The organism is Sphingomonas sp. 35-24ZXX, from assembly GCF_000786215.1.
Taxonomy (GTDB): Bacteria; Pseudomonadota; Alphaproteobacteria; order Sphingomonadales; family Sphingomonadaceae; genus Blastomonas.
Genome location: NZ_JROG01000007.1, coordinates 46,918 through 73,121, shown reverse-complemented (window position 1 = coordinate 73,121; position 26,204 = coordinate 46,918). Strand labels below are relative to the sequence as shown.

The window sequence follows — 26,204 nt, the reverse complement described above, 5'->3', positions numbered from 1 at the left end:
ATCAATCCGCGCGCATCGCGGTGGCCGCAAGGCTCTCGGCCTCGATCAGCAGCGCATCATCGGCCGAGCCCTGCGCCACGCTTTCGCGCCCGATCATCACCAGCACCGGCACCGCCAGCGGGCTGACCCGTTCCAGATCGACATGCAGCATGGTGCCTGCCGCACGGTCGAGCAGATCGCCCAGCCTGCCGACATCGGTCATCCGGGCCCGCGCATCGGCCCAGGCGGCTTCGAGCAGCACATGGTTGGGCTCGTACTTGCGCAATACGTCATAGATCAGGTCGGTCGAGAAGGTGACCTGCCGCCCCGACTTCTTCTTGCCGGGATGCTGGCGCTCGACCAGCCCGCTGATCACCGCCACCTCGCGGAACGCACGTTTCAACAGATAGGAATTCTGCACCCAGTCGGTGAATTCATCGGCGAGGATGTCGGCGGAAAACAGTGCGGCGGGGTCAGTGACGGGCTTGAGGCTCCACACGGCGAGCGCATAGTCGTTGGCGACAAACCCCATCGGCTGCAGCCCGCGACTTTCCATCCGCCGCGTCAGCAGCATGCCCAGCGACTGGTGGGCGTTCCACCCTTCGAACGGATAGCAGACCATGTACTGCCGCCCGTGGTGCGGGAACGTCTCGACAAGCAGCTGGTCGGGCTCGGGCATCGCCGAGCGATAGTCCTGCATCTCGAGCCACTCGCGCACATCATCGGGAAAGCGGCCCCAGCCGGCACGGTCGGTGAGGAAGCTGCGCACGCGCGACGACAGATGCGTGGTCAGCGGCATGCGCGCGCCGTTGTAACTGGGGATCTGCGTCGCCCTCGCCGAGGCCTTGACGACAAGGTCCAAGTCCTTGATCCGCTCGACCTCCAAGCCCATGCCGGCAAAGATGAAGGTGTCGCCGGGCGAAAGCTGGGCTGCGAAATCTTCTTCCACCCGCCCCAGCGAGCGGCCGTTCTTGAAGCGCACATCGAGCATCGGCGTGTCGACGATGATGCCCGCGTTCAGCCGGTATTGCGCGGCGAACTTGGGGTGCACCAGCCGCCAGGTGCCATCGGGCAGGCGCAGCAGCCGCTTGAACTTGTCATAGGCCTTCAGCGAATAGCCGCCGTTTTCGACAAAGCCGAGCACGCGCTGGAAGGCGTCGCGGTCGAGCGCACTATAGGGCAGCGCGGACTGCACCTCGGCCAGCATCGTGTCTTCGTGGAACGGCCCCGCACAGGCCGCGCCCAGTATGTGCTGCGCCAGCACGTCGAGCCCGCCGGGGCGAAAGCTTTCGCCATCGCGCTGGCCTTCGGTGACCGCATCGAACGCCGCCTGCGCCTCGAGATATTCGAAACGATTGCCGGGGACGAGGATCGCGCGGCTGGAGCAATCGAGCCGGTGGTTGGCGCGGCCGATGCGCTGCAACAGCCGCGAGGATCCCTTCGGCGCACCCATCTGGATCACGCAATCGACATTGCCCCAGTCGACGCCCAGATCGAGGCTGGCGGTGGCGACCAGCGCGCGCAGTTCGCCGCGCGCCATCGCGCCTTCGACCTTGCGCCGCGCCTCGACCGAGAGCGATCCGTGATGGATGCCGATCGGCAGGTGCGCCTCGTTGAGCTCCCACAATTTCTGGAAGATGAATTCGGCGAGGAAGCGCGTGTTGCAGAAGACCAGCGTCGTCTGGTTGCGGGTGATCTCCTCGAGCACCTGCGGCACCGCATAATGGCCGCTGTGCCCCGCCCAGGGCACGCGGTCATCGGTGATCAGGATCGACAGGTCGGGCTCCGCGCCGGGCTCGCCCTCGACCAATGCCACGGTGTTGATATCGCCGAACGGCGCGAGCCAGGCCCTGTAGGCATCGGCATCCGCGACAGTCGCAGACAGCGCCACGCGGCGCATCTGCGGCGCGATGCCCTGCAGGCGGGAGAGCGACAGGCTGAGCAGGTCACCGCGCTTGGACGTGGCAAAGGCATGGACCTCGTCGATGATCACGGTTTTCAGCCCGGCGAACATCTCCGCGCTTTCGGGGTAGGACAGCAGCAGGCTCAGCGATTCGGGCGTGGTCAGCAATATGTGTGGCGGGCGGGCGCGCTGCCGCGCCTTGCGGTCGGAGGGCGTATCGCCGCTGCGAGTTTCTATGGTTATGCCCAGCCCCATTTGCTGCACCGGGGTGAGCAGATTGCGCTGCACATCGTGCGCCAGCGCCTTCAGCGGCGAGATGTAGAGCGTGTGCAGCCCGTCATGACCCGCCCCATCGGCAAAATCGCGCAAGGTGGGCAGAAACCCCGCGAGCGTCTTGCCCGCGCCGGTCGACGCGACCAGCAGCGCATGCCGTCCGGCCTCGGCCTCGGCCAGCATGGCCAGCTGATGTTGTCGGGGTGCCCATCCGCGCTGCGCAAACCAGTCGGTGATGATCGGGGGCAGCGCCATGGGCAGGATATAGGGCGCGCGTGCGGTCAACTAAAGGGGCAGGCAACTAAAGGGCTAGGGCGCCCCGCCTCACCACCAGCGGAAGATACCGGCCGCCCCAACGCCTGCCGGCATATGCGCCCATTGCGCCGCCAGCCAAAGGAGCGTGCCTCCGATCAGCGCCAGCCAGCCGGGAAAGGCAACGCCGCGTGCGAACGGAAGGAAGCTGGTGCGCGCCTGCCAATGCAGCCAGGCATCGCCCATCAGCACGAACTTCTTGCCGTCCTGCAGCCTGGCCCCGACCAGCGCGAGAATGATGATCGCACCGCACAGGATGAAGGTATCCGGCCGCGGCGCGACGAGGATGTGCGACACGCCCCACAGCGCAAAGCTCCACATCATCGGGTGGCGGGTGATGCGAAAGACGCCCGCCGGCTCCTTCACCGCGATCTTCTTGGCGGCAGCTTCCGGCACCGGCAGCGCCGGATTGCCGATCAGCGAGCCTGCAAACAGGATGGCGGCGATCAGCATCAGCACGGTGCTGACCGCCCAGATGCCATCCCCGGCGGTCCAATAGGGTGTTGCGATGGGCGCGCGGCGGAAGCCTTCGACCATCAGGAAGAAGGTCGCGAACGACACCAGAGTGTAGACCAGCTGGAAACCCTTGTCGCCCAGCCGCGCCACCAACGGGGCTCGCAAGGGGTGAGACATCGCGAAATGGCTGCCGACAAAGCCGATCGCCCCCGCCAACAGCATCGCATAGCCCTGCATCACCGCTCTTCCCCCTGTCGCCGGAAATGCCGAGTGTCAGCGAGTCCCCGTGGTGGGCATACTAGCGCTCATAGGCTTTTGGCAAAGCCCCTTCCTGCGGGGTGCGATAGCGGTCACGCAGCCGTGCCTGGCGATTGTCCAGCGGCTGCTGGACGCCGTCGATCATCACCGCGACCGGTGCGGACGAGAGCTCCAGCGGATCGCCGTCCCAGATCACGACATCGCCCTGGCGGCCGGGCTTCAGGCTACCCAGCATGGCGTCGACGCCCATCGCCTGGGCCGGGCCCGAGCTGATCGCGGCAAAGGCCTGATCCCAGGTCAGCCCCGTGGCGCCAGGCACGCGCTGCAGCGCTACCAGATTGCCGGCATATTGCGGCGAGTAATGCAGCCGGTGTGCCTCGTTATCGTTGATCATGCCGATCGCGACCGTCACGCCCGCGCGCTTCATCCGGCCGATGTTCGACTGGGTGGCGGCGGTTTTCTCGAAGTCCGATGGCAGGTCGTTCAATGCCGATGCAATCACCGGGATGCCGGCGGCGGCAATCTGGTTGGCGACCAGCCAGCCTTCGGACACCCCGACCAGCACCAGCTTGAGCGAGGGGAACTCCTCGCGCAGCTTGATGACGTTCAGAATGTCGGCCGCCCGCTCGACATGCACTACAAGGCGGATTTCGCCATTCACCACCGGCACCAGCGCCGCAGCATCCTGGCGGTTGAGCAGGGCATCGTGCGGATGGGCTGCCACGCCGCGCTGGCCCGTCGCCAGCGCACGCGCCTCGATCAGCGAGTTGCGAAACTCGAGGAACGCCGAGGCGCGGCTGCCGCCTGCCTTGGCCGAGCCCGTCTCGCCCAGTTCGACGAACTGGAAGGCGCGGCCCTTGGTGACCGCGTCATAGTCATCGCCGAGGTCGATCACCGCGCCCATTCCGGCAAAGATCGAAGCGGGTGCGGCGGGGGCCACGACAGCACGGGTGATCCCCGCCGCGCGGTTGACCGCAATCGCGCTGACCTTGGCATTGATCGCCGGGACCACATCGATCGCGGCGGAAAATTCGCCCCGGCCGGCGCTGCTGTCATTGGTCTCGTTGACCGCCTCGACCTCGATCAGGCCCAGCCGGGTAAAACCGGCGAACAGGCCAGGTGTCACCCAGCGACCGCTGGCATCGACCACCTGTGCGCCTGCGGGCACGGCAACGCCTGCACCTGCCGCGACGACCTTGCCATCGCGCAGCACCACGGTGCCGCCCTCGATCGGCGCGCTGCCATCACCGATGACGACCTTGCCGCCGGTGATCGCGACCGTCTGGGCGGCGAGGGGGGCTGCAAACAGCGTTGCAGCGGCGGAGACGAAGAGGAGCGCCTTGTTCATGTTACGGCTCATTTCGTGTCTCCCTCACCCGGCTGGCCCAGCTCGAAATCGCTCACCGGACGGCGCTTGGGATCATTCGCATCATACAGCATCGCGCCATCGACCCAGACCTTTTCAGGCCGGGCATAGACCGACAGCGGATTGGCATTCCACAGCACGACATCGGCCATCTTGCCGGGCCTCAGGCTGCCGGTCTGGTCGGCAATGCCCATCGCCTTGGCGGGGTTGTAGGTCAGCCAGCGGATCGCGGTGGCATCGGTGATGTTGAAGCCCATGCGGCGGCCATCACCCAAGGCCTTGGCGGCTTCCTGGTTCAAGCGCTGGATCTGGTCCTGATCGTCCGAATGGATGATGGTGCACGCACCTGCGTTCTGGATGATCGCGGCATTCTCTGGAATGCCGTCATAGGATTCCATCTTGAAGCCCCACCAGTCGGCCCAGACGGCGGAACAGATGCCGTTGGCCTTGAGCAAATCGGCGATCTTGTAGCTTTCCACCGCGTGGTGGAAGGTCGAGACGGTATAGCCGAACTCCTTGGCCATATCGATGACGATGGCCATTTCATCGGCACGATAGCAGTGGTTGTGGATCTGAATCTTGCCTTCCAGCGCGCCCTTCAGCGTATCCATGCCGATGTCGCGCGCAGGGGGCGTGCCGCCCTTCTTTTCATACTCGTCCCAGCGTGCCTTGTACTCGGCGGCGCGGGCCCAGGTCTGGCGGTTGACGGCCAGATTGCCCATGCGGCTGGCGGGCTTCTGGTTGCGGCTGCCATAGACGCGCTTGGGGTTCTCGCCGCACGCCATCTTGAGGCCGTAAGGCGCGCCGGGGAACTTCATGCCCTGCATGGTGCGGGCAGGAACGTTCTTGAGCGTGACCGAACGACCGCCGAACAGGTTCGCGGAACCGGGAAGGATCTGCAGCGACGTGATCCCGCCATTGGCGAGCGCGCGGCTGAAACCGGGGTCCTGCGGCCAGACCGAATGTTCGGCCCAGACGTCAGCGGTGACCGGGCTGGTCGCCTCGTTGCCGTCCGAATGCGCCTGCACGCCGGGCGAGGGATAATCGCCCAGATGGCTGTGGATATCGATGATGCCCGGCGTCACGAACTTGCCGGTGCCATCAATCACCGTGATATCGGCAGGGATCGGCGTGTCCGCACCGCCGACCGCGGTGATCTTGCCGCCAGAGAAGAACACCACGCCGTTGTCGATCTGGCCGCCTTCGCCATCGAAGATGGTGACGTTGCGGATCGCCGTCGCCGCGCCGCCATAAGGCTTGTACGTGCTGGGATAGGGGTTCTCGTCAAAGCTGACCTTCGCGGCCTTGGGGGCATTGCTGCTCGCGGTGGAAGGTGCCTCGGCACTTGTCGTATTGGCGCAGCCGACGACCAATATGGCCGCCAGCGGCGCAGTGAACCCGTATCGCATAGATGTTTCCCTGTCGCAGTTCGGTAGTGGGTGTGCGCGGATCAGACGCCGCGGGTGGCCGGATGGACGCCCGCTGCCTGGTTTTCGGCCAGCTCGGCTTCGCCCGCCAGCGGCTCTGCATCCTGCAGCGTGTCGAGGTGCATCAGCTTCTTGATCAGCGGAGCAACGACGAGCACGGCAATGCCGACGCCGATCGCGATCCAGCCGATGTTCGAATAGACGTCGAGCACCGTCTGCTGGCCCGCGCCTTCGCCGCTTGCCGCTTCAGAGCCGGTGGCCGCCGCGATCAGACCCGCGACGAAATTGCCCGAGGCTGATGCGAAGAACCACGTGCCCATGATCAGCGAGGCCATGTGCGCCGGCGCCAGCCGGTTCATGGCGCTGAGGCCGACGGGCGACAGGCACAGCTCGCCCATGGTGTGGAGTAGGTAGATGAGGAAGATGAACAGCACCGGGGTGGGCACGCCTTCGCCGGTGGCGGCAGCGCCTGCCACCAGCACCAGGAAGCCCGCGCCCAGCTGGATCATCGCCAGGCCGAACTTGGCAGGCGCCGAAGGCTCAAGCCCGCGGCGGCCCAGCCAGGTCCAGATGCCGGCGAAGAACGGCGCCAGCAGCACGATGTACATCGCGTTGACCGACTGGAAGACCGAGGCGGGAACCGCGCCGCGATCGACATAGCGGTCGGTGTAGAGGTTGAGCGATGAACCGGCCTGTTCGAACAGCGCCCAGAACAGGATCGAGCCCAGGATCAGGAACATCGCAGCGAAAATGCGGTCGCGATCATGCGGTTCCAGCTTGGTGACCGCGGTCAGCAGCACATAGCCGACCAGGATGATGCCCGAGCCCAGCAGCAGCCAGCCGACCACGTCCTGGTACTGGATCAGCGCCCAGATGCCGAGAACCGCGGCGATGCCGACGCCGTAGATCAGCCATTCCTTCTTGATGCCCATGACGGGAGCAGCGAGCGCGGCGGCATCGGGCGATTCGCCGCGTCCGCACAGCAGCGGCTTGCCGAGGATGAACACGATCAGGCCCAGCAGCATGCCGATGCCCGCTGCGCCGAAGCCATAGGACCAGCCATAGGTTTCACCCAGATAGCCGCAGGCCAGCGAGCCGAGGAACGCGCCCAGGTTAATGCCCATGTAGAAGATGGTGTACGCGCCATCGCGCCGCACATCGGTGCGCGGATAGAGCTGGCCGACGATCACCGAGATATTCGCCTTGAGAAAGCCCGAACCGACGATGATAAACGCCAATGCCAGCCAGAAGATGCTGAGCGATGCGGGATCCTGCCCGCCGGTGCCCTCGAAACCCATCAGCGCGTGGCCGAAGGTCAGCAGCACCGCGCCAAAGGTCACCGCCTTGCGCTGGCCCAGATACCGGTCGGCCAGATAGCCGCCGAGCACCGGGGTAATGTAGACCAGAGCGGTGTAGGCGCCGTAGATGACGCCCGATTTCTCGTCCGAAAACAGCCAGTGCTTGGTGAGGTAGAAGATCAGCAGCGCGCGCATGCCGTAATAGGAAAAGCGTTCCCACATTTCCGCGAAGAACAGCACGTACAGCCCCTTGGGGTGTCCCAGAAACGTGCCCTTGGAATCGCCGCTGACGGCATAACCGCTGGCCATTATCGCATATCTCCCGTCGATTTTTTGTTGGCGGCCTGTCCCTGGGCCGTCCATAGCGTGGCGGCCAACCTAGACAAAAATGCGCGGGTGTGAAGCGCCTTGTTGCAGTTGTTACCAGACTGCCGCTTGCGCCCCTGCTGCCGGAGCCTTTGCGTGACCGAATTCAATGACCTTTCCTCGCTGACCCGCTATCTTGCCACCCGCCGTTCGGGCAGCCCGCGCGCGATGATCGCGCCGGGGCCCGATGCCGCACAGATCCGCGAGATCGTGGCGACCGCACTGCGCACGCCCGACCATGGCAAGCTCAATCCGTGGCGCGTGGTGCATGTCGCGGGCGACCAGCGCGATGCGCTGGCGCAAGGCCTGACGCAGGCCTATCGCGCCGAAAAGCCCGGAGCCGGGCGGCTGGAGATCGAGGCGATGGAGACCTTCGCGCGCCACGCACCCGAGATGCTGGTGGTTTTGTTCTGTCCCCGCGAATCGAGCAAGATTCCGTTGTGGGAACAACAGCTTTCGGCAGGCGCGTTCGTGATGAACCTGCTCCATGCCGCCCACGCGCGGGGCTTCGTTGGTGGCTGGATCACCGGCTGGCCCAGCTACAGCGATATGGTGCGCAATCTGTTCGGATCCGCGCCCGAGCAGATCGCGGGCTTCGTCTATATGGGAACCGCGGGCCAGCCGCAGGAGGAACGGCCACGGCCGGAATTCGATGCCGTGTTCAGCGAGTGGCAGCCTTCGCTACGCTGATCTCTCAAGCCCTGTCGTCGCCTTCGGGCACGTCGTCCTCGCCATCCAGACCCGCCGCTTCTTCCTCGGCGAATTCGAGCGTGATCGCTGCGTCGAGCTTGTCGAGCGGCTCGGTCTTCGATTCCTGCTTGTGCGCCAGCTGCGCGGCGCTGTCCCAGGCCTTGGCGGCAGCCAGCGCAATGTTGCGGCGGTTGGTCAGGGTTTCGGTGGCAGCCTTGGCGATCTGCAGGCTTTCCTGCTCGCGGCAGAATTTTTCGGTGACGCGCACACTGTGCCCTCCTTGGCGTTGGCTGGTTTTGCAACCGGGGGAGAGGCGGGCGCGGGACTGCGCTTCATCGCGCTGGTCCCGGCCGATAGCGGGACGATAGCAGCCTTGCGTCCAAAACGCGAACTATACCTCGGGATCGTCCGAACCCTCCTTGGGTGGACGCCCCCTCGGTCGCTGTTCAGGGGCTGCCACCTTGATCCCCCGCCGCGCCAGCGCCTCGCGCAGCAGCACCTCGATTTCCGCATTCACGCTGCGGAACTCGGATGCGGCTGCGCGCTCGATCGCCGCATGAAGCGACGGCTCGAGGCGCAGGGCGAAGGATTTCTTGGGGGGTGCGACCATGGTTCAGCTCAATAGAGCGATCCTGCGTTGACCACGGGCTGGGTATCGCGTTCGCCGCACAGCACCACCATCAGGTTGGAGACCATCGCGGCTTTGCGCTCGTCGTCGAGGTTGACCACGTTCTTCTCGCTCAGCATCGCCAGCGCGTGCTCGACCATGGTCACCGCGCCTTCGACCAGACGCGAACGCGCCGCAATGACCGCCTCGGCCTGCTGACGGCGCAGCATCGACTGGGCGATCTCGGGCGCATAGGCCAGATGCGTCAGGCGGCATTCGTCGATCTGCACACCGGCAGCGGCGACACGTTCGTGCAGCTGCTTTTCCAGTTCGTGGTTGACCTCGGAAGCATCACCGCGCAGCGTCACCTCGTCGACGTTGAAATCGTCATAAGGGTAGCGCGCGCCGATGACGCGGACCGCGCTTTCGATCTGGATGTCCACGAACTCCTGATAATTCTCCACATCGAACAGCGCCTTGGCGGTATCGGCGACGCGCCAGACGACATTGGTCGCCATCTCGATCGGGTTGCCGCGCAGATCGTTGACCTTGATCGTGGCCGACGTGACGTTGTGCACGCGCACCGAGATTTTCTTGCGGCTGAGCCAGGGCCAGCGCCAGCGCAGGCCGGTGTTGCGATCGGTGCCCTTGTAGCTGCCAAACAGCTGGATCGCGGCGGCCTCGTTGGGGTTGAGCATGTAGAAGCCGCTGATGATCAGCAGAAACGCGATACCGCTGACGATCATAATGGCAAAGCCCAGCGGATTGCCGCCCTTGGCCATGCCGACCCCCAGAACGGGAAGCGCCATCGACACCAGCAACAGCAGCAGGAAGATATAGCCGTTGAACGTGCTCGCCGGGCTTTCGACGCTCGCTACCATGGCCCCCGATGGGTGGCTGCTGCCTGCTGTGGAATGCTCTTGCATGTGTGACTCCCTCCGACTCAAATTGTGATATCATATTTATATCAAATATCATGTTTGGCAACAGGGATTTGCGCCGCGCGTTGCGGACGCAATATGCCGCGCATCACAACGGGCTGCGGCCGATGGTGTAGAAATGCGGTGAACGGTTCATCGCCCCAGGAAACCGTTTCGCCGACCGCGCGTAATGACGGTCACAGTTTTGAGGAAAACGGCCATGACGATGCACTATCCCCGGCTCTCGTTCGACCCCGGCCACGCGCTGGCGGCAGGCCACGCCTTTGCGCGCCGCATTGCCGGTCGCGGGTTCATGCCGCTCTACCATGCTGGCCACGTCAATCATTGCCCCGGATGCGGCGGCAAGAGCTGGCACGTCGGGCGGATGAGCGCGGAATGCGCGGTGTGCGAGACCGCGATCCCGCTGGCCGATGTCGCCGCGCAACCGATGCAGCCGCTTTACCGCGTCACCCGCAGCCGGACGGCGCACGCCGACTGAGGACGGAAATGCTGAGTCAGTGGCGGGCGAATTGGCCCATCACCGCCGGGTAGAATTCGTCCTCTTCCCACCGCACCCGGGCCTGCAACCGGTCGCTCAGGCCGGTGAAGACCGACAGGAAGCCGCGAGGATCGCTGACCACCGCCCGTTGCGGCCAGCTCGCATTGCATTCCATCAGATCGCCGCGCCAGGCGAGCAATTCGTCATGGAAGCGCCGGATCAGGGCCGCCTTGGTCGGGTCGCTCTGCAGTTCGCGCGCGCGCGCATTGATCAGCGCAATCTCTTCGCCGCAATGCCGGTTGACCATCTTGGACAGCGCCATGCGCTGCGCCGGCAGATGCTGCAACGCATCGGACGATCCCGTTGTGACGGTCGCCACTATCCCCTTGGCCAATCCCACTAGCTGGTCGTGATGATCGGCAAACGCCTTGCTGGTCATGAACTGTGCCCGTGTTGATGGCGACTGCCAGCAGAAGGTAGCCCCATATCCGGGGATTTAGGTTGGCGAGGTTTACGGGAGGTTACCGCTTGCGCGGTTCGTCGCGGTGATCCAGTCTCGCAGATCCAAGCCATTGAGGGGTAAGCCAGAATGTCACAAACACCGCCGTCATCCGCCACGCGTCGTCAGATGCTCCGTTCGGCCGCGCTGCTGGGTTCGGGCGTGGCGCTGACCGCTGGCGCAGGCCCCGCGCTGGCCGCAGCCGAAGGAGAGATGGCACGCATCCGCAAGGCGGCGGAAAGCAGCCGCGATGCGGACATCCGGCGCATCCAGGACTGGATCAAGCTGCCCTCGATCGCGGCGGAAAACCTGAACATGGCCGAAGGCGCAGCCTATATGGCGGACCTTGCCAAGTCGGCCGGTTTTACCGGCGTCGCCACCGTCCCGTCCGATGGCCATCCCGGCGTGTTCGGCGTGATGGACAATGGCGCCAAGCGGACTTTGGGCATCTATTTCATGTACGACGTGAAGCAGTTCGACCCGGCGGAATGGTCCTCGCCGCCGCTCGATGCGCGGATCGTCGACAAGCCCGGCTGGGGCAAGGCGATCATGGGCCGCGGTGCGGTCAACCAGAAGGGGCCGCAGGCGACCTTGCTCGCAGCCTTGCACGCGATGAAAAAGGCTGGCGTCACCCCGCCGGTCAACCTGGTCCTGATCGCCGAGGGCGAGGAAGAGATCGGCTCGCCCAATTTCAAGCAGATCGCGACGCGGCCCGATGTGCTGACCGCGCTCAAGACATGCGAAGGCATCTTCATCCCCGCAAGCTGGCAGGGCGCGAACGGTGAGGTGCAGGTCAACCTGGGCTCCAAGGGGGTGATCGAACTGGAGCTGGTCGCCAGTGGCGCAAAATGGGGCAGGGGCCCCAAGGGCGATGTGCATTCCAGCTACAAGGCGATGATCGATTCGCCGGTCTGGCGGCTGGTGCAGGCGCTGCAGACGCTGGTGACGCCCGATGGCAACAATGTCGCGATCGGTGGCTGGTCCGACAATGTCCGCCCGCTGTCCGAGCGCGAAAAGGCGCTGATCGCCGCCGCCACCAAGACCATGGACGAAGCGCAGATGAAGCAGGCGTTCGGCGTTACCCACTGGATCGACAATCTGCCGCTCGACCAGGCGATGATGCGGCTGGCGCAGGAGCCGACCGCGAATATCGAGGGGCTGGTCGCGGGCTATACCGGCCCGGGCGGAAAGACCGTGCTGCCGGGCAGGGCGGTCGCCAAGCTCGATTTCCGGCTGGTGCCCAACCAGACCCGCGCCGAGGCCGAAGCCAAGCTGCGCGCGCATCTGGATAAAAACGGCTTCAGCGATGTCGAGGCCAATGTCTCGGGCGGGTACGACCCGACCGAGGTCGCCGAGGACAGTCGCCTCATCAAGGCGGAGCTTGCGGCCTATGCCAAGCTGGGGGTCAAGGCGAACCTCAACCCGCGGCTCGCAGGGTCCTGGCCGGGCGCGGTGTTTACCGCCCCGCCGGTGAGCATCCCCGCAGGCCATTTCGGCATCGGACATGGCAGCGCGCAGCACGCACCGGACGAATATTATGTGGTGGAATCATCCAACCCCAAGGTCGCCGGGATGACCGATGCGACCCTGGGCTATGCCGAGATCATGTACCAGCTGGCGAGTGTGCGATAGGCAAGGCGTTGTCCGCCAGTCGGGCGAGGGGCTGGCGCGGCGCTTGCGGCGAGGCAAACGAGGTTGCATGAGGTGACGCATATGAAGATCACCGCAGCCATTCTCGATAGCATCGGCCACACCGGCCCTTTCGCTGATACCCACCCGTTGCGCCTCGCCGAGGTCGATCTCGCGCCGCCGGGCGCAGACGAGATGCTGGTCAAGATTGAGGCGGCGGGGCTGTGCCATAGCGACCTTTCGGTCATCAACGGCGACCGCCCGCGCCCGATGCCGATGGCTCTGGGGCATGAGGCGGTCGCGACCGTCATCGAGCCGGGCGCGATCGCCGCCAAGCATTTCGCACAGGGCGACCGCGTGGTGCTGAGCTTCCTGCCCTTGTGCGGATACTGCCCCAGCTGCCATTCGGGCGAGGGGTATCTCTGCGGCAACGGCGCGGCGGCGAACGGCGCGGGCACCTTGCTCGGCGGCGAGCGGCGGCTGTCCGAGAATGGACATCCGGTGCAGCATCATCTGGGCTCGTCGGCCTTCGCGACGCACGCGGTGGTCGACCGGCGCTCGGCGGTGAAGATCGATAGCGACATTCCGGTGGAGATCGCCGCGCTGTTCGGCTGTGCGGTTCTCACCGGCGCGGGCGCGGTGCTCAACAGCGGGGCGCTGCGCGCGGGCGAAAGCGTGGTCGTCTATGGCCTGGGCGGCGTCGGTCTCGCCGCCTTGATGGCCGCAATCGCCGGCGGCGCGCATCCAGTGATCGCGATCGATCCGGTGCCCGCCAAGCGCGCGCTGGCGATGGAACTGGGCGCGCTCGCCGCAGTGCCGCCCGAGGACGGCGAGGACGCGGTGATCGCTGCACTGGGCCGCAAGCCCGATCTGGTGATCGAAACCGTTGGCAAGGCGGCGGTGCTGGCGAAAGCCTATGGCCTCGGGCGGCGCGGCGGGCGTATCGTTACCGTCGGCCTGCCCAACCCGGCGGACATGCTCTCGATCCCCGCGGTCTCTTTGGTCGGCGACGGCAAGACGCTGATGGGCAGCTATATGGGCAACGCCATCCCCTCCCGCGACATCCCCCGCTACATCGCCCTCTGGCGCGCAGGCCGGATGCCGGTGGAGAAATTGCTGAGCTCGGTGAGCCCGCTGTCAGAGATCAACGCGCTGTTCGATGAACTGGCGAGCGGGACGGCGATCCGGCAGGTGGTGGTGCCTTAAGGGAACAAATTTTTCACCTCTTTTGCCATTTCATGTGCCCACACCGTCCAAGCACGATACATAACATTTGCACAACACCGAAAACCTGCCATGTTTGATATTAGGTTGTTGGGTATTGGTATATTAAGGCTAGTTGAGTAATGGCAATATTCAAACTGTTTTCGAAGCGGCAGGCAGAAGCTACCCGGTCAGGACAGGAAGACGTCTACCAATATGATGTTATACCTGAGCGGCTTCGTGTTCAAGTCCATCAAATTGCGTTAGAATCAATCGGATTGGTTGGTGATAAGGGCGACGTTCTAAGTGGCCCAGAATCAAATCAACTTTGGATAGAAATAGACAAAGCATTTCGACGAGAAAAGGGCCTTGACTCGCTAGCTTCTGGAAATTTTGCGGGCTCCAGAGTACTGGCTTTTATGCGTCAATGCTCGACTGAGGATTGGTTGGATCTACTCGAGCTAATCGCAACCGCTGCTCAAATTATGGCTCATGACCAGAATGGTTATGAACGACAAAAATGGCAGGTTTCTCTAATTGGGCAGGATGCAATAGATGAGCTGAACTATCGGCTGCGCGAAGCGGGCGTAGGTTATCAGCTAGAAGGGACAAGCCTCATCAGAGTGGATAGTCAGTACATTCACGCCGAGATTGTTAAGCCTGCGATAAGCCTCCTAAGTGGGAAGGGATTCGAAGGCCCAAGGCAGGAATTTATCTCAGCACATGAGCACTACCGATGCGGAGAGTATCGACAAGCCGTAGGCATGGCCGCGAATGCGCTCGAGAGCACCTTTAAATCTATATTTGAGAAAAATAATTGGGAATATTCGAAAAAGGCGAGAATTTCAGATTTAGTGAAAGTGGCGAAAGCTCACGGCCTTTGGCCGGATTATCTTGACGGCAGTTTCGATCAATTGGTATCTACACTTCAGAGCGGCTTGCCAAAGATACGAGACAATGATTCATCTCACGGTCAAGGCGCGAAACCAAAAGAAGTGCCTGGATACATCGCGGCCTATGCACTTCATTTGTCCGCAAGCAAGATCGTTTTTATCATTGAAGCAGCCAAAAAATAATATAGCATTCTGACCTCCATCCAAAATTCATCTTGCTGCTCTTCCGCTGGCCCCTCTCAACTGTGCCTAGCCAGCAAAGCTGGCAAGGCTTCGTATCTCTCCCCTAAAGGGGAGAGAGCAGGCGGCCTCAATCCCCCGGCGCGATCTTCCGCGCGACATCATCCAGCCAGCCGATAAACGCATCCACCCGCGCGAGCTTGCGCATGTCGCGGTGGACCACCAGCCAGAAGCTGCGGTGGATGGTCACGCTGTCCGCCAGCACCCGCTGCAGCCGCGCGTTCTGCTCGCCCATGAAGCACGGCAAAATGCCCACGCCCGCGCCTGACGCGATCAGGCTGTGTTGCACGTTGATGCTCGAGCTGGTCAGCACCGGTTCCAGCCCGGGGCCGATCTCGTCGAGATAGCGCAGCTCGTCGGCATAGATGAAATCGGGGATATAGCCGATCAGCGGGTGGCGGCGCAGGTCGTCCACGCTGGCGATCGGCCCGGCGGCGGCGAGGTAATCGCGGTCCGCATAGACGCCGAGCTGATAGTCGACCAGCTTGCGCACCTTGAGCGGGCCCGCTGTCGGGCGCGAGAGCATGATCGCCAGATCCGCCTCGCGCTTGCTGGGGTTGAGGAAGCCGTTGGTGGCGACCAGCTCGATGCGGATCGCGGGGTGGCGGCGGTGGAAATCGGGGAGGTTGCGCGCAATGATCCACGCGGCAAAGCCCTCGGCAACGCTTACCCGGATGGTGCCGGCAAACACCGTCTGCTCGCCGGTGAGCTCGGTGCGCGCGTCGACCAGCGACTGTTCGGCGCCCTCGGCATAATGCAGCAGCTTGCGGCCATGTTCGGTGAGCGCGATGCCCTTGCCGCTCGCCTCGAACAGGGTGGATTGCAGATCGCCCGACAGCCGCGCAAGCCTGCGCGCCACCGTGGTCGGGTCGATCTCCAGCCGGCGCGCAGCCTCTGCCACAGAGCCCGCGCGCGCAAGCATCAGGAAGATGCGCAGATCGTCCCAGTTCATAAGGCACCCGCTCTCCGACCATGGCTTTTATGCAGCCTGTTGTGACGTTTTTACGCAATTGCTTGCAGTTATGCCAGAGGCTAATGCGGTGCCCAAGCGACAAGCACATTCAGGAGAGCGATCATGCGCACCGTCACCCACCGTCTGGCGAGCGGTACCACCGCCCCGGCGAGCCCCCGCCAGTCCGACATTTTCGATCCCAACAGCGGTACCGTTCAGGCCAAGGTCGATCTGGGCAACCGCGCCGTGCTCGACGCCGCGGTCGATGCCGCGCTCGCCGCGCAGCCCGCCTGGGCCGCGACCAACCCGCAGCGCCGTGCACGCGTGATGTTCGCGTTCAAGCAGCTGGTCGAAGCGAATATCGACGAACTCGCAGCCCTCCTGTCGAGCGAGCACGGCAAGGTCCATGCCGACGCCAAGGGCGATATCCAGCGCGGTCTTGAAGTCATCGAATTTTGCTGCGGCATCCCGCACGCCTCGAAGGGCGAATACACGCACGGCGCAGGCCCCGGCATCGACGTCTATTCGATGCGGCTGCCGATCGGCATCGGCGCAGGCATCACCCCGTTCAACTTCCCAGCGATGATCCCGATGTGGATGTTCGGCCCCGCGATCGCCACCGGCAACGCCTTCATCCTCAAGCCGTCCGAGCGTGACCCCTCGGTGCCGGTGCGTCTTGCCGAACTGATGAGCGAGGCAGGCCTGCCCGATGGCATCCTGCAGGTCGTGCATGGCGACAAGGAAATGGTCGACGCGATCCTCGATCACCCGGCCATCGCGGGCGTATCGTTCGTCGGATCGTCCGATGTCGCACATTATCTCTACCAGCGCGGCGTCGCTGCGGGCAAGCGCGTCCAGGCGATGGGCGGTGCGAAGAACCACGGCATCGTCATGCCCGATGCCGACCTCGACCAGGTGGTCAAGGATCTCGCGGGCGCGGCCTTCGGTTCGGCGGGTGAACGCTGCATGGCGCTGCCGGTGGTCGTCCCCGTAGGCGACGAGACCGCAGACCGTCTGCGCGCCAAGCTGATCCCCGCGATCGAGAAGCTGCGCCTCGGCGTCTCGTCCGATCCCGATGCCGATTACGGCCCGGTCGTCACCGCCGCACACAAGGCCAAGGTCGAAGGCTGGATCCAGACCTGCATCGACGAGGGCGCAGAGCTGGTCGTCGATGGCCGTGGTTTCACGCTGCAGGGTCACGAGAACGGCTTCTTCGTCGGCCCGACCTTGTTCGACCGCGTCACCACCGAGATGAGCAGCTACAAGGAAGAGATCTTCGGCCCCGTGCTGCAGATCGTCCGTGCGGCTGATTTCGAGGAGGCCGTCGCGCTGCCCAGCAAGCACCAGTATGGCAATGGCGTCGCGATCTTCACCCGCAACGGCCACGCCGCGCGCGAGTTCGCCGCGCGGGTCAATGTCGGCATGGTCGGCATCAACGTGCCGATCCCGGTGCCGGTCGCCTACCACACCTTCGGTGGCTGGAAGCGCAGCGCGTTCGGCGACACCAACCAGCACGGCATGGAAGGCGTCAAGTTCTGGACCAAGATCAAGACGATCACCTCGCGCTGGCCTGACGGTGCGGTCGACGGCGGCAACGCCTTCGTCATCCCGACCATGGGCTGAATGGAGATTTGAAGCTGTGCGGCTAGCCTATACCGCCTATCTGGTTCGCGACTATGACGAGGCCATCGCCTGGTTCGTCAGCGCGCTGGACTGGACTTTGCTCGAAGACACGGACCTTGGCGGCGGCAAGCGCTGGGTCCGGGTTGGACCTGCCAGTGGCGGCGAGCTGCTGCTGGCGCGGGCGACCTCGCCGGAGCAGGCGGCGGCCGTCGGCAGGGAAGTAGGCGGGCGCGTCGCCTTCTTCGTGCACACCGGCGATTTCGACGGCGATTACGCGCGGATGCTGGCAGCGGGCGTCACGTTTGCCGAAACCCCGCGCAACGAGGCTTATGGCCGGGTCGTGGTGTTCGCGGACCTGTATGGCAATCGATGGGATTTGATCGAATCGCGCGCAGACGCGGTTGAAGACAACGGAGAGACTTGAATGGCGACCATCGGATTTATCGGCCTGGGCAACATGGGCGGCGGCATGGCGGCGAATCTGGCCAAGGCCGGGCACAAGGTCATCGCGTTCGATCTTTCGGGCGAGGCGCTGGCCCGCGCGGGCGCGGCGGGATGCCATCCGGTGTCCGATCCCGTCCAGGCAGTGAGCGATGCCGATGTCGTTGTCACCATGCTGCCCGCGGGCAAGCACGTTGCCTCGGTCTATAACGACACCGTGTTCGGCGCGGCGCAAGCGGGCACGCTGCTGATCGATTGCTCGACCATCGACGTCGATACCGCGCGCGAGGTTGCTTCGGCGGCGAAGGAGCGCGGGCTCGAGGCGGTCGATGCACCGGTTTCGGGCGGGATCGCGGCGGCCAATGGCGGTACGCTCACCTTCATGGTCGGCGGGAGCGCGCAAGGGTTCGCGCGCGCCGAACCGATCCTGGCCGACATGGGCAAGGCGGTGATCCACGCGGGCGACAATGGCGCAGGCCAGGCGGCCAAGATCTGCAACAACATGCTGCTGGGCGCGACCATGGCCGCAACCTGCGAGACCTTTGCGCTGGCGAAGAAGCTGGGGCTCGACCTGCAGACCTTCTACGACATCTCGTCCAAGGCCTCGGGGCAGAGCTGGTCGATGACGAGCTATTGCCCGGTCCCCGGCGTGGGGCCCGCGAGTCCTGCGGACAACGGCTATGCGGGCGGCTTTGCCGCCGCGCTGATGCTCAAGGACATGCGGCTTGCGCTCGATGCGGCGAAGGCCAGCGGCGCAGCTGTGCCGATGGGCGAACGGGCGGAGGCGATCTACGCCGCGTTCGTGGAGGCCGATGCGCAAGGTCTGGATTTCAGCGCGATCATTACCGCGCTGGAATGAGCGGCAGAGGGGGAGAGACGTTAGGCCCCGCTCCAGCGGTCGCGATCAGGTCAGTTCAAATCCGCACCATCTTCATGCCCATTTCGCCATAGCGCGGACCCGCGGTCGCGCCTGCGGGCGCGGCGGCATCGAGCGCGTCGAGATCGGCGCGCGTCAGCGTCACGTTCACCGCCGCCATCGAATCTTCCAGCGTCGCGCGGCGCTTCGATCCGGGGATGGGGACCACGTCATTGCCCTGCGCCAGCAGCCAGGCGAGCGCGATCTGTGCCGGGCTGACGCTGTGCGCTGCCGCCACCTTCTTCACCGCATCGACGATGGTCATGTTGGCGGCAAAATTCTCATCCGAGTAGCGCGGATCGTTGCGCCGGTAATCGCCCTCGGGAAGGTCGGACCGCTGGCTGATCTGGCCGGTGAGGAAGCCGCGCCCCAGCGGGCTGTAGGGCACGAAACCGATTCCGAGGTCCTGGCACAAGGGCAGGATTTCGTCCTCCACGCCGCGCTCCCACAAGGAATACTCGCTCTGCAGCGCCGCGATCGGGTGGGTGGCATGCGCGCGGCGGATGTTGTCTGCGCCCGCCTCGGACAGGCCCAGGAAACGCACCTTGCCCTCTTCGACCAGCCGCGCCATCGCGCCCACAGTCTCCTCGATCGGCACGTTGGGATCGACGCGGTGCTGGTAATAGAGGTCGATGGTGTCGACACCCAGGCGCTTCAGCGAGCCCTCGCACGCGCGGCGGACATTCTCGGGCGAGCTGTCGACGCCGCGATAGCCGCCATCCTCGATCTTGAAGCCGAACTTGGTGGCGATCACCAGCCGGTCGCGCCGTCCGCGGATCGCCTGGCCCAGCAGCTCCTCGTTGACATAGGGCCCATAGACCTCGGCGGTATCGAAGAAGGTCACGCCGAGCTCGATCGCGCGCTCCAGCGTGGCGATGGACTCGCGATGGTCGGCCTTGCCGTACATCGCCGCGCCAATGCCCGCCATAGGCATGCAGCCCAGGCCCAAAGCCGAGACATCCAGACCCCCGAGGTTGCGATAGATCATTTCGTGTCTCCTTCGGCACGGGCGATAGCCGTTGTCACCGCCATGTCCATGGTCACGTTGCCCAATGTGCGCATGATATCGGGGAATACCTCGATCGCCAACAACAGCGCCAGCGGCTCGATCGGCACGCCCATCGCAAAGCAGATCGGCGCGATGGCGCTGATGAAGCTGATCGACCCCGGCAGCGACACCGACCCCATGGTGGTGATCGCTGCAGCGGCGAGCCCTGCGGCGAGCGCAACGGGGCCAAGCTCAATGCCCATCAGATGCGCGACATAGACCGCGACCGCCATGTTCATCGCCGGGCCGGTGGCGCGGAACAGCGCGACCGCAATCGGCAGCACGACATCGGCGGTGCGCTCGCCCACGCCCAGGCTGCGCACGCCGGTGAGCATCGTCGGTAGCGAGGCAAGCGAGGACTGGGTGGAAATCGCCACCGCCTGCGCGGGGATCGACGCGCGCAGAAAGGCAGGCGGGCTGATCCGCCCGGCAAAGGCGGCGATGGCAAAAGCGGTGAACCACATCACCGACCCCACGCTGACCACGATCAGCACATAATGGCCCAGCGCCCCGAACGCTGCGCCGCCGGCGCGTGCGCCGACCACAAGACCCAGCGCGAACACGCCGATCGGCGCCAGCGCGAGCACCCAGCCGATCAGGATGATCATGGCATCGCCCGTCGCGCCGAAAAAGCCCTGCACCGGCATCCGCTTTTCGGCGGGCAGACGGGTCAGCGCAAAGGCGAAGGCGAGCGTGAAGATGATCAGCGGCAAGATCGCGTCATTAGCCGCGGCGGCAATCGGATTGGTGGGAACCAAGGCGCGCAGGAATTCGGTGAAGGGCGGAACCTCGCCGGTCGGCTGCGCGGACGACAGCGCCCCCTGCAATGCCAGGCGCGCGGATTCGGGAAGCGGGAACAGGCCCAGCAGCGAAGGGGTGACCACCGTCGCCATTGCCGCCGACGCCCAGAGCAAAATGATCATCGTGACGATCGCGCGCACGGTCAGCCGTCCGGCGCTCGCCATTTCGGCGGTGCGCAATATGCCGGTGATCAGCAGCGCCACCACCAGTGGCACCACCGTCATCTGCAAGCCCCGCAGCCACAGCGAACCGATCACATCGGCCGCATCGACAATGCCGGGCGCGCCGTTGCCCAAGGCGATCCCGATCGAGATGCCGATGATGAGGGCACCCAGCACCAGCAGTGTTTTCAGCATTCAAAAGCCCCTGTCATGTTGTCTACCTGCCCGCATCGGCGGGGATTTTCCATGTTTCTTTACCCTGGTCTGCCACCATAGAAGCGCGCGGATGGCTGGCAAGCGGCAACGCAATCGGTTAGGCCCATACGCTGCAAACGGAGAAAAGCATTCGTGACACGCAAGTTTTTCGGCACTGACGGCATCCGCGGGCGCACCAACAGCGGTTTCATGACCGCAGCGATGGCCATGTCCGTCGGCCAGGCGGCAGGCGCGCACTTTCTGCGCGGCACGCACAAGCACCGCGTGGTGATCGGCAAGGATACCCGGCTGTCGGGCTACATGATGGAAAACGCGCTGGTCGCGGGCTTCACCAGCGTGGGCATGGACGTGGTGCTGGTGGGGCCGATGCCGACGCCTGCGGTGGCTTTGCTCACGCGGTCGATGCGCGCGGACCTGGGCGTGATGATCTCGGCCAGCCACAACCCGTTTCAGGATAATGGCATCAAGCTGTTCGGTCCCGATGGCTTCAAGCTCTCCGACGAGGACGAGATGCGGATCGAGGCTTTGCTCGAACAGGGCGAGCCGCAGCTGGCGGCGTCCGAGGCGATCGGCCGGGCGCGGCGGATCGAGGATGCGCGCGGGCGCTATATCCATGCGGTCAAGGAATCCCTGCCCGATCGGGTGCGATTGGACGGCCTCAAGATCGTCGTCGATTGCGCGCATGGCGCCGCCTATCAGGTCGCGCCCTCGGCCTTCTGGGAACTGGGCGCGGAGGTCATTGCCATCGGCGTGACCCCCAATGGCCTCAACATCAACGACCGCGTCGGCTCCACCCATGTCGAAACGCTGCAGGAGCGCGTCGTCGCGGCGGGCGCGGATATCGGCATCGCGCTCGATGGCGATGCCGACCGGCTGATCGTGGTCGATGAAAAGGGCAGCGTCGTCGATGGCGACCAGATCATGGCGCTGATCGGCAGCGCCTGGGCGCGGCAGGGCCGTCTGCGCGGCGGCGGCGTGGTCGCCACGGTGATGTCGAACCTGGGGCTGGAGCGCTATCTGCAGGGCCAGGGGCTCGAGCTGATCCGCACCAAGGTCGGCGACCGCTATGTGCTGGGCGCGATGCGGGCAGGGGGCTATAACGTCGGCGGCGAACAGTCGGGGCATATGATCCTGCTCGACCATGCCACCACCGGCGATGGTACCGTGGCAGCGCTACAGGTGCTCGCCGAGCTGGTGCGCGAGGGCAAGCCCGCGAGCGAGCTGCTCCACGTGTTCGATCCGGTGCCGCAGCTGCTCAAGAACGTGCGCTTTGCTGGCGGCAAGCCGCTGGAAAACCCCCGCGTGCAGGCGGTGATCGCCGAGGCCGACGAGGAACTGCGCGGCAAGGGGCGGCTGGTCATCCGGCCATCGGGCACCGAACCGGTCATCCGCGTGATGGCCGAGGGCGATGATGCGGCGCAGGTCGAGACGATCGTCGATCGCATCTGCGCGGTGGTGGCGGAGGTGACGGCCTGATGCTGGAAATGCGGCCCGATTGCGAACGCTGCGGCGCGGATACACCCGCCGAGGCCCCCGGCGCGTTCATCTGCTCGTTCGAATGCACCTTCTGCGCCGAATGCAGCGAGGCGCTGGACGACATCTGCCCCAATTGCGGCGGCGAGCTGGTCGACCGCCCGGTACGGCCGAAGAAGCTGCTCGCCAAGTTTCCGGGGTCGGCTGTGCGGAAGTTCACGCAGCATGGGTGAGTTTCTTCCGTTTGTCCCGAGCGAAGTCGAGGGACCTTTTTGCTACCCTTTCGGATACGTCCCTCGACTGCGCTCGGGACAAACGGGGGTTGGGGTGTGAATAAGCCCGCCCGCATTCTCACCATCGCAGGCTCGGATTCCGGCGGCGGCGCGGGCATTCAGGCCGATATCAAGACGATCACCATGCTGGGCGGCCATGCGATGACCGCGATCACCGCGATCACGGCGCAGAATTCGCGCGGGGTCGATGCGGTGCAGGTGCTGGGGGCCGACATGGTCATCGCGCAGATCGACGCGGTGGCGCGCGATTTCGGGCTCGATGCGATCAAGATCGGCATGCTGGGCTCGCCCGAGATTGCAGAGGCGTTGGCCGATTGGCTGGCGGCGCAGGGGGGCGTGCCCGTGGTGTTCGATCCGGTGATGATCGCATCGAGCGGCGCGGTGCTGGCCGATGCTGCCACCATCGCGGCCTTCCGGCGCTTGATGGCCTGCGCCACTTTGGTCACGCCCAACCTGCCCGAACTCGAGGCGCTGGGCGGCGAGGCTGCGGTGCTGGAACTTGCCCCTGCGCTGCTGATCAAGGGCGGCCATGCGGGCGGCGAGACCGTCACCGACCGGCTGTTGACCCGCGAAGGCGAGATCGCCCGCTGGGAAGACCCGCGCATCGACAGCCCGCACAGCCATGGCACCGGCTGCACGCTTTCCAGCGCGATCGCGACGCTGCTCGGCCAGGGCATCCCACTCGAACAGGCGGTGGAGCGCGCGCGGACCTTCGTGCGGCTGGCGTTGCGCGATGCCCCGGCGTTCGTCGCCAGCAACGGCCCGATGGGACACCAGAGCGTGCGCAACGATGCGCTCGGCCCCGGCTGGCACCTCAACCAGATCACGCTGGGCGCGACCGATTATGCTGCCTCGGTGACCTTCTACCGCGCTTTGGGCCTGCGCCAGATCGTCGACAGCCCGGACAATTATTATGCCCGGTTCGAGGCGGACAACGGCGCGACGCTCTCGATCCATGTCGGCGAGGACGCGGGCGGGGCAGTGGCCTATCTCGAATGCGCCGATCTCGACGCGCGCGTTTCGGCGCTGGCATCGGAAGGCTTCGCCTTCGACCAGATGCCGCAGGACGAAAGCTGGGGCTGGCGCGAGGCGCGGCTCAGCGATCCGGCGGGCAATGTGCTGTGCCTGTATTCCGGCGGCGAGAACCGGCGCTACCCGCCATGGCGGATCGCAACCGATTGAGACACGCCCCGTAATTGCTGCAACCCCGTACGCTTTGGCCCTTTACCCGCAATGGCAATTGCCCATATGCGTTGCGGCAACAGTTCAACCGTTCCCAAACAGGAGATGACCCATGGCTTTCGTCCTTCCCCCGCTCCCCTATGAAAAGACCGCATTCGGCGACATCATGTCGGCCGAAACCTTCGATTATCACCACGGCAAGCACCACAATGCCTATGTCGGCAAGGCGAACGACATGGTGAAGGGCACGGACCTCGAAGGCGCGAGCCTCTCCAAGGTCATCGTCGCTGCCAAGGACAAGGGCAACAAGGGCCTGTTCAACAACGCCGCACAAATCTGGAACCACACCTTCTTCTGGCATTGCCTCAGCCCCGAAGCGCAGACCATCCCCGGCTCGCTCGAAGAGCGCATCAACGCCGATTTCGGTTCGGTCGCCGACATGAAGGACAAGCTGAAGGCAGAAGCCGTCGGCCATTTCGGCAGCGGCTGGGCATGGCTGGTGCTCAACGGCGACAAGCTGGAAATCACCTCGCTGCACGACGCGGACTCGCCGGTCGCGCACGAAGGCATGAAGCCGCTGCTAACGCTCGATGTGTGGGAGCACGCCTATTACATCGATTACCGCAATGCGCGCCCGGATTACCTGACGACCGTGCTCGACAAGGCGATCAACTGGGAATTCGTGGCGCAGAACCTCGACGGCAACGGCACCGCCCGGGCTGATCAGGAAGGCTGACGCTATCAGTCTTGATACCCCGTTCGCTGTAAAACATCAGCGAACGGGGATGATACTTACCACCATATCTCCGCATCACGCTCGACTTTCCGATTGTTCGTCCCTTTGACAAGGCGCATAAAGTCTTCCCACAAAAAGTGGTTGTGGCTTAGGGGGGCGTGTGTTTGAATTTTCATATCAGCGAGACCAGCGTCTGTTACGTGTGACCCAGCAGGGTTATTGGTCCTTGGAAGAATTCCGGGCTTTTGAAGCGGAGTTTCTTCGTCTTGACGCATCCATCAGGCACGATTGCCCCGTTTATCGCGCTCTGGCTGATTGCCGGGATTTTCCAGTCCAGTCTCCTGATATTGGAGAGGCCTTCAGCGCGTTGTTCAAAACACAGTTGTTAGACAATATCGACCGCTATGCAATCGTGGCTGGATCGTTTCTGAACAAGCTCCAGGTAAAGCGCGTTTTCCAGCAACCCAATTTCAGAACGTTTTTCGATCTGGATGAAGCCATGGCTTGGGTCGGTGAAGCCTCCAGTAAGGCAAGCTGACGTTCACTCCCCCTGCGCAGGCAGGGACCCATCATCAAACCTTCAAAGATTGCCCGGCGGGATAGGTCAGCAGATGGGCCGCTGCCTTCGCAGGGGACCGGTCAGGATGCTGAAGGTCGCTTTGCTACTCTTCCGTTTAAGCAGTTCACCTCATCAAGCGTTTGAGTTTGACCACTTGACGTTTCACCTGAGCCATCACTCTTTGTGAGATTTTTGCTGGTTCTTCCGTACCAGTCTCAGCGCATTCGAATATCGTGCTCGCCATCTCATACTCAGTGTCTGCGGCGGCAATCGCAAAATCCACTGCATAAGGCGTACCGGAGAGACTGCGCTTGAAGTCATCAACGGCTTGCCTTGCCGGAGCCAAGATCGCGTCATTACTACCAGCCTCGGTCAACGTGCATGGTGCATATGTCGTCGCTGTCAGCCGTCGCGCATCGGCACGAAAGGCTGCGCTCAACCCGTCTGGCGCGAAGGCGGGCGCATTTAGTGGAGGAGCGGATTTTGCCTGCTCGTCGAAGGCCATCAAACTGCCGCGAACATCTTCCCTTGTCATTTCAACATGTTTTTCTGCCCACACCAACTCACCGGAATCATTCCAGCAACCTGACTTTGTTTTCTGCTCGAAATCCGCATCTGCAGATGCGATTGCCAGATGAAACTTGCTAGCTGATGGTGCGCGCTGCTCGTAAGCCTGAACCGCTTCATGCTCCGGCTTGAGTTTTGCCGCGCGGTCAAACCCCTTGGGCGCATCGCATGAAGGTTTTCGTAGCGAGCTGTACATTTGACGAGCAGTGAATCGAAACGCCGCGTCATTTTGCGAAAATCCAAACTCGGAGCCGGGCCATGAAGAGCACGCAGCGCAGGGTATCAAAAGCGCTAAAAGGGGAATGCCCATCTTCATCGCGTGTCTCTCCGGATCCAATTTCTCGGATGATACTATCTCGACGATTTGTCTGTGACCAACACTCTGGTGATGGGCCCCTGCCTTCGCAGGGGTTCAGCA

Annotated in this window: 26 protein-coding genes; 13 read left to right on the top strand and 13 right to left on the bottom strand. The window is 64.0% G+C overall.

The features are described 5' to 3' along the window. Nucleotide 1: 1 nt before the first annotated feature. The 5 genes from LI72_RS13445 to LI72_RS13425 form a co-directional block, all read right to left on the bottom strand. Nucleotides 2-2,410, bottom strand: a complete 2,409-nt coding sequence (locus LI72_RS13445; protein WP_052129918.1) for a ligase-associated DNA damage response DEXH box helicase — start codon at nucleotides 2,408-2,410, stop codon at nucleotides 2-4. 69 nt (nucleotides 2,411-2,479) lie between these two features. Continuing rightward, nucleotides 2,480-3,160, bottom strand: coding sequence for an NnrU family protein (locus LI72_RS13440; protein WP_033926463.1), 681 nt, complete (start codon nucleotides 3,158-3,160; stop codon nucleotides 2,480-2,482). Nucleotides 3,161-3,221: 61 nt separating this feature from the next. After that, nucleotides 3,222-4,529, bottom strand: a complete 1,308-nt coding sequence (locus LI72_RS13435; RefSeq protein ID WP_033926663.1) for an amidohydrolase family protein — start codon at nucleotides 4,527-4,529, stop codon at nucleotides 3,222-3,224. Nucleotides 4,530-4,537: 8 nt separating this feature from the next. Continuing rightward, nucleotides 4,538-5,956 (bottom strand): amidohydrolase, encoded by a 1,419-nt coding sequence (locus LI72_RS13430; protein ID WP_033926462.1) that lies wholly within the window; start codon nucleotides 5,954-5,956, stop codon nucleotides 4,538-4,540. Between the two features lie 41 nt (nucleotides 5,957-5,997). Then, nucleotides 5,998-7,581: a peptide MFS transporter gene (locus tag LI72_RS13425; RefSeq protein WP_033926461.1), complete on the bottom strand. Its 1,584-nt coding sequence runs from the start codon at nucleotides 7,579-7,581 to the stop codon at nucleotides 5,998-6,000. A gap of 153 nt (nucleotides 7,582-7,734) precedes the next feature. On the opposite strand from LI72_RS13425, the gene LI72_RS13420 reads away from it, so the two are divergent. Then, a complete protein-coding gene (locus tag LI72_RS13420) occupies nucleotides 7,735-8,328 on the top strand; it encodes a nitroreductase family protein (protein WP_033926460.1) in 594 nt (197 codons plus the stop codon). 4 nt (nucleotides 8,329-8,332) lie between these two features. On the opposite strand, the gene LI72_RS13415 is transcribed toward LI72_RS13420, so the two are convergent. The 3 genes from LI72_RS13415 to LI72_RS13405 form a co-directional block, all read right to left on the bottom strand. Then, nucleotides 8,333-8,596 carry a hypothetical protein gene (locus LI72_RS13415; protein ID WP_033926459.1) on the bottom strand — a complete coding sequence of 88 codons (264 nt, stop codon included), beginning with the start codon at nucleotides 8,594-8,596 and terminating at the stop codon, nucleotides 8,333-8,335. A 123-nt stretch (nucleotides 8,597-8,719) separates the two neighbouring features. Then, nucleotides 8,720-8,938 (bottom strand): toxin-antitoxin system HicB family antitoxin, encoded by a 219-nt coding sequence (locus LI72_RS13410; protein WP_033926458.1) that lies wholly within the window; start codon nucleotides 8,936-8,938, stop codon nucleotides 8,720-8,722. Nucleotides 8,939-8,946: 8 nt separating this feature from the next. Then, nucleotides 8,947-9,861, bottom strand: coding sequence for an SPFH domain-containing protein (locus tag LI72_RS13405; protein ID WP_081984977.1), 915 nt, complete (start codon nucleotides 9,859-9,861; stop codon nucleotides 8,947-8,949). A 214-nt stretch (nucleotides 9,862-10,075) separates the two neighbouring features. Here LI72_RS13405 and LI72_RS13400 point away from each other — a divergent pair, with 214 nt between their 5' ends. Next, the gene (locus LI72_RS13400) at nucleotides 10,076-10,354 is read left to right on the top strand and encodes a hypothetical protein (RefSeq protein WP_033926456.1); all 279 of its coding nucleotides are present in this window, start codon (nucleotides 10,076-10,078) and stop codon (nucleotides 10,352-10,354) included. Between the two features lie 16 nt (nucleotides 10,355-10,370). Here LI72_RS13400 and LI72_RS13395 read toward each other — a convergent pair whose 3' ends face one another. Further along, nucleotides 10,371-10,793 carry a hypothetical protein gene (locus LI72_RS13395; protein ID WP_033926455.1) on the bottom strand — a complete coding sequence of 141 codons (423 nt, stop codon included), beginning with the start codon at nucleotides 10,791-10,793 and terminating at the stop codon, nucleotides 10,371-10,373. 150 nt (nucleotides 10,794-10,943) lie between these two features. Here LI72_RS13395 and LI72_RS13390 point away from each other — a divergent pair, with 150 nt between their 5' ends. The 3 genes from LI72_RS13390 (at nucleotide 10,944) to LI72_RS20065 (ending at nucleotide 14,761) form a co-directional block, all read left to right on the top strand. Next, on the top strand, nucleotides 10,944-12,485 hold the full coding sequence (locus LI72_RS13390) for a M20/M25/M40 family metallo-hydrolase (RefSeq protein ID WP_231562478.1): 1,542 nt from the start codon (nucleotides 10,944-10,946) through the stop codon (nucleotides 12,483-12,485). Between the two features lie 81 nt (nucleotides 12,486-12,566). Then, nucleotides 12,567-13,688 carry a zinc-binding dehydrogenase gene (locus LI72_RS13385; RefSeq protein ID WP_033926453.1) on the top strand — a complete coding sequence of 374 codons (1,122 nt, stop codon included), beginning with the start codon at nucleotides 12,567-12,569 and terminating at the stop codon, nucleotides 13,686-13,688. A 140-nt stretch (nucleotides 13,689-13,828) separates the two neighbouring features. Continuing rightward, a complete protein-coding gene (locus LI72_RS20065; protein WP_156139618.1) occupies nucleotides 13,829-14,761 on the top strand; it encodes an STM4504/CBY_0614 family protein in 933 nt (310 codons plus the stop codon). Between the two features lie 127 nt (nucleotides 14,762-14,888). Here LI72_RS20065 and LI72_RS13380 read toward each other — a convergent pair whose 3' ends face one another. Continuing rightward, nucleotides 14,889-15,770 carry a LysR family transcriptional regulator gene (locus LI72_RS13380; protein ID WP_033926452.1) on the bottom strand — a complete coding sequence of 294 codons (882 nt, stop codon included), beginning with the start codon at nucleotides 15,768-15,770 and terminating at the stop codon, nucleotides 14,889-14,891. A 123-nt stretch (nucleotides 15,771-15,893) separates the two neighbouring features. Here LI72_RS13380 and LI72_RS13375 point away from each other — a divergent pair, with 123 nt between their 5' ends. Genes LI72_RS13375 through mmsB form a run of 3 tightly spaced genes read left to right on the top strand, consistent with a single transcriptional unit; the run spans nucleotide 15,894 to nucleotide 18,693 of the window. Further along, nucleotides 15,894-17,393, top strand: coding sequence for a CoA-acylating methylmalonate-semialdehyde dehydrogenase (locus tag LI72_RS13375; protein ID WP_033926451.1), 1,500 nt, complete (start codon nucleotides 15,894-15,896; stop codon nucleotides 17,391-17,393). A 16-nt stretch (nucleotides 17,394-17,409) separates the two neighbouring features. Then, entirely contained in the window at nucleotides 17,410-17,817 is a 408-nt protein-coding gene (locus LI72_RS13370) for a VOC family protein (protein WP_033926450.1), read from the top strand. Beyond that, on the top strand, nucleotides 17,818-18,693 hold the full coding sequence (gene mmsB, locus LI72_RS13365) for a 3-hydroxyisobutyrate dehydrogenase (protein WP_033926449.1): 876 nt from the start codon (nucleotides 17,818-17,820) through the stop codon (nucleotides 18,691-18,693). A gap of 55 nt (nucleotides 18,694-18,748) precedes the next feature. Here mmsB and LI72_RS13360 read toward each other — a convergent pair whose 3' ends face one another. Both LI72_RS13360 and LI72_RS13355 read right to left on the bottom strand, forming a co-directional pair. Next, nucleotides 18,749-19,738: an aldo/keto reductase gene (locus LI72_RS13360; RefSeq protein ID WP_033926448.1), complete on the bottom strand. Its 990-nt coding sequence runs from the start codon at nucleotides 19,736-19,738 to the stop codon at nucleotides 18,749-18,751. Continuing rightward, the gene (locus LI72_RS13355; RefSeq protein WP_033926447.1) at nucleotides 19,735-20,955 is read right to left on the bottom strand and encodes a dicarboxylate/amino acid:cation symporter; all 1,221 of its coding nucleotides are present in this window, start codon (nucleotides 20,953-20,955) and stop codon (nucleotides 19,735-19,737) included. Before LI72_RS13355 ends, LI72_RS13360 begins: the two co-directional genes overlap by 4 nt. 153 nt (nucleotides 20,956-21,108) lie before the next feature. Here LI72_RS13355 and glmM point away from each other — a divergent pair, with 153 nt between their 5' ends. From glmM to LI72_RS13330, 5 genes are all read left to right on the top strand, one after another. Beyond that, entirely contained in the window at nucleotides 21,109-22,452 is a 1,344-nt protein-coding gene (gene glmM / locus LI72_RS13350; RefSeq protein ID WP_033926446.1) for a phosphoglucosamine mutase, read from the top strand. Continuing rightward, complete coding sequence (locus tag LI72_RS13345) at nucleotides 22,452-22,682, top strand: DUF1272 domain-containing protein (RefSeq protein WP_017670217.1); 231 nt, start codon at nucleotides 22,452-22,454, stop codon at nucleotides 22,680-22,682. The genes glmM and LI72_RS13345 overlap by 1 nt, the downstream gene beginning before the upstream one ends. Before the next feature lie 96 nt (nucleotides 22,683-22,778). After that, nucleotides 22,779-23,924: a bifunctional hydroxymethylpyrimidine kinase/phosphomethylpyrimidine kinase gene (gene thiD, locus LI72_RS13340; protein ID WP_033926445.1), complete on the top strand. Its 1,146-nt coding sequence runs from the start codon at nucleotides 22,779-22,781 to the stop codon at nucleotides 23,922-23,924. A 112-nt stretch (nucleotides 23,925-24,036) separates the two neighbouring features. Then, nucleotides 24,037-24,660: a superoxide dismutase gene (locus LI72_RS13335; RefSeq protein ID WP_033926444.1), complete on the top strand. Its 624-nt coding sequence runs from the start codon at nucleotides 24,037-24,039 to the stop codon at nucleotides 24,658-24,660. Nucleotides 24,661-24,820: 160 nt separating this feature from the next. After that, nucleotides 24,821-25,198, top strand: a complete 378-nt coding sequence (locus tag LI72_RS13330) for an STAS/SEC14 domain-containing protein (RefSeq protein WP_156139617.1) — start codon at nucleotides 24,821-24,823, stop codon at nucleotides 25,196-25,198. Nucleotides 25,199-25,343: 145 nt separating this feature from the next. Here the strand turns inward: LI72_RS13330 and LI72_RS20060 are convergent, their stop codons facing one another. Beyond that, the gene (locus tag LI72_RS20060; protein WP_156139616.1) at nucleotides 25,344-26,102 is read right to left on the bottom strand and encodes a hypothetical protein; all 759 of its coding nucleotides are present in this window, start codon (nucleotides 26,100-26,102) and stop codon (nucleotides 25,344-25,346) included. Between the last annotated feature and the right edge of the window lie 102 nt (nucleotides 26,103-26,204).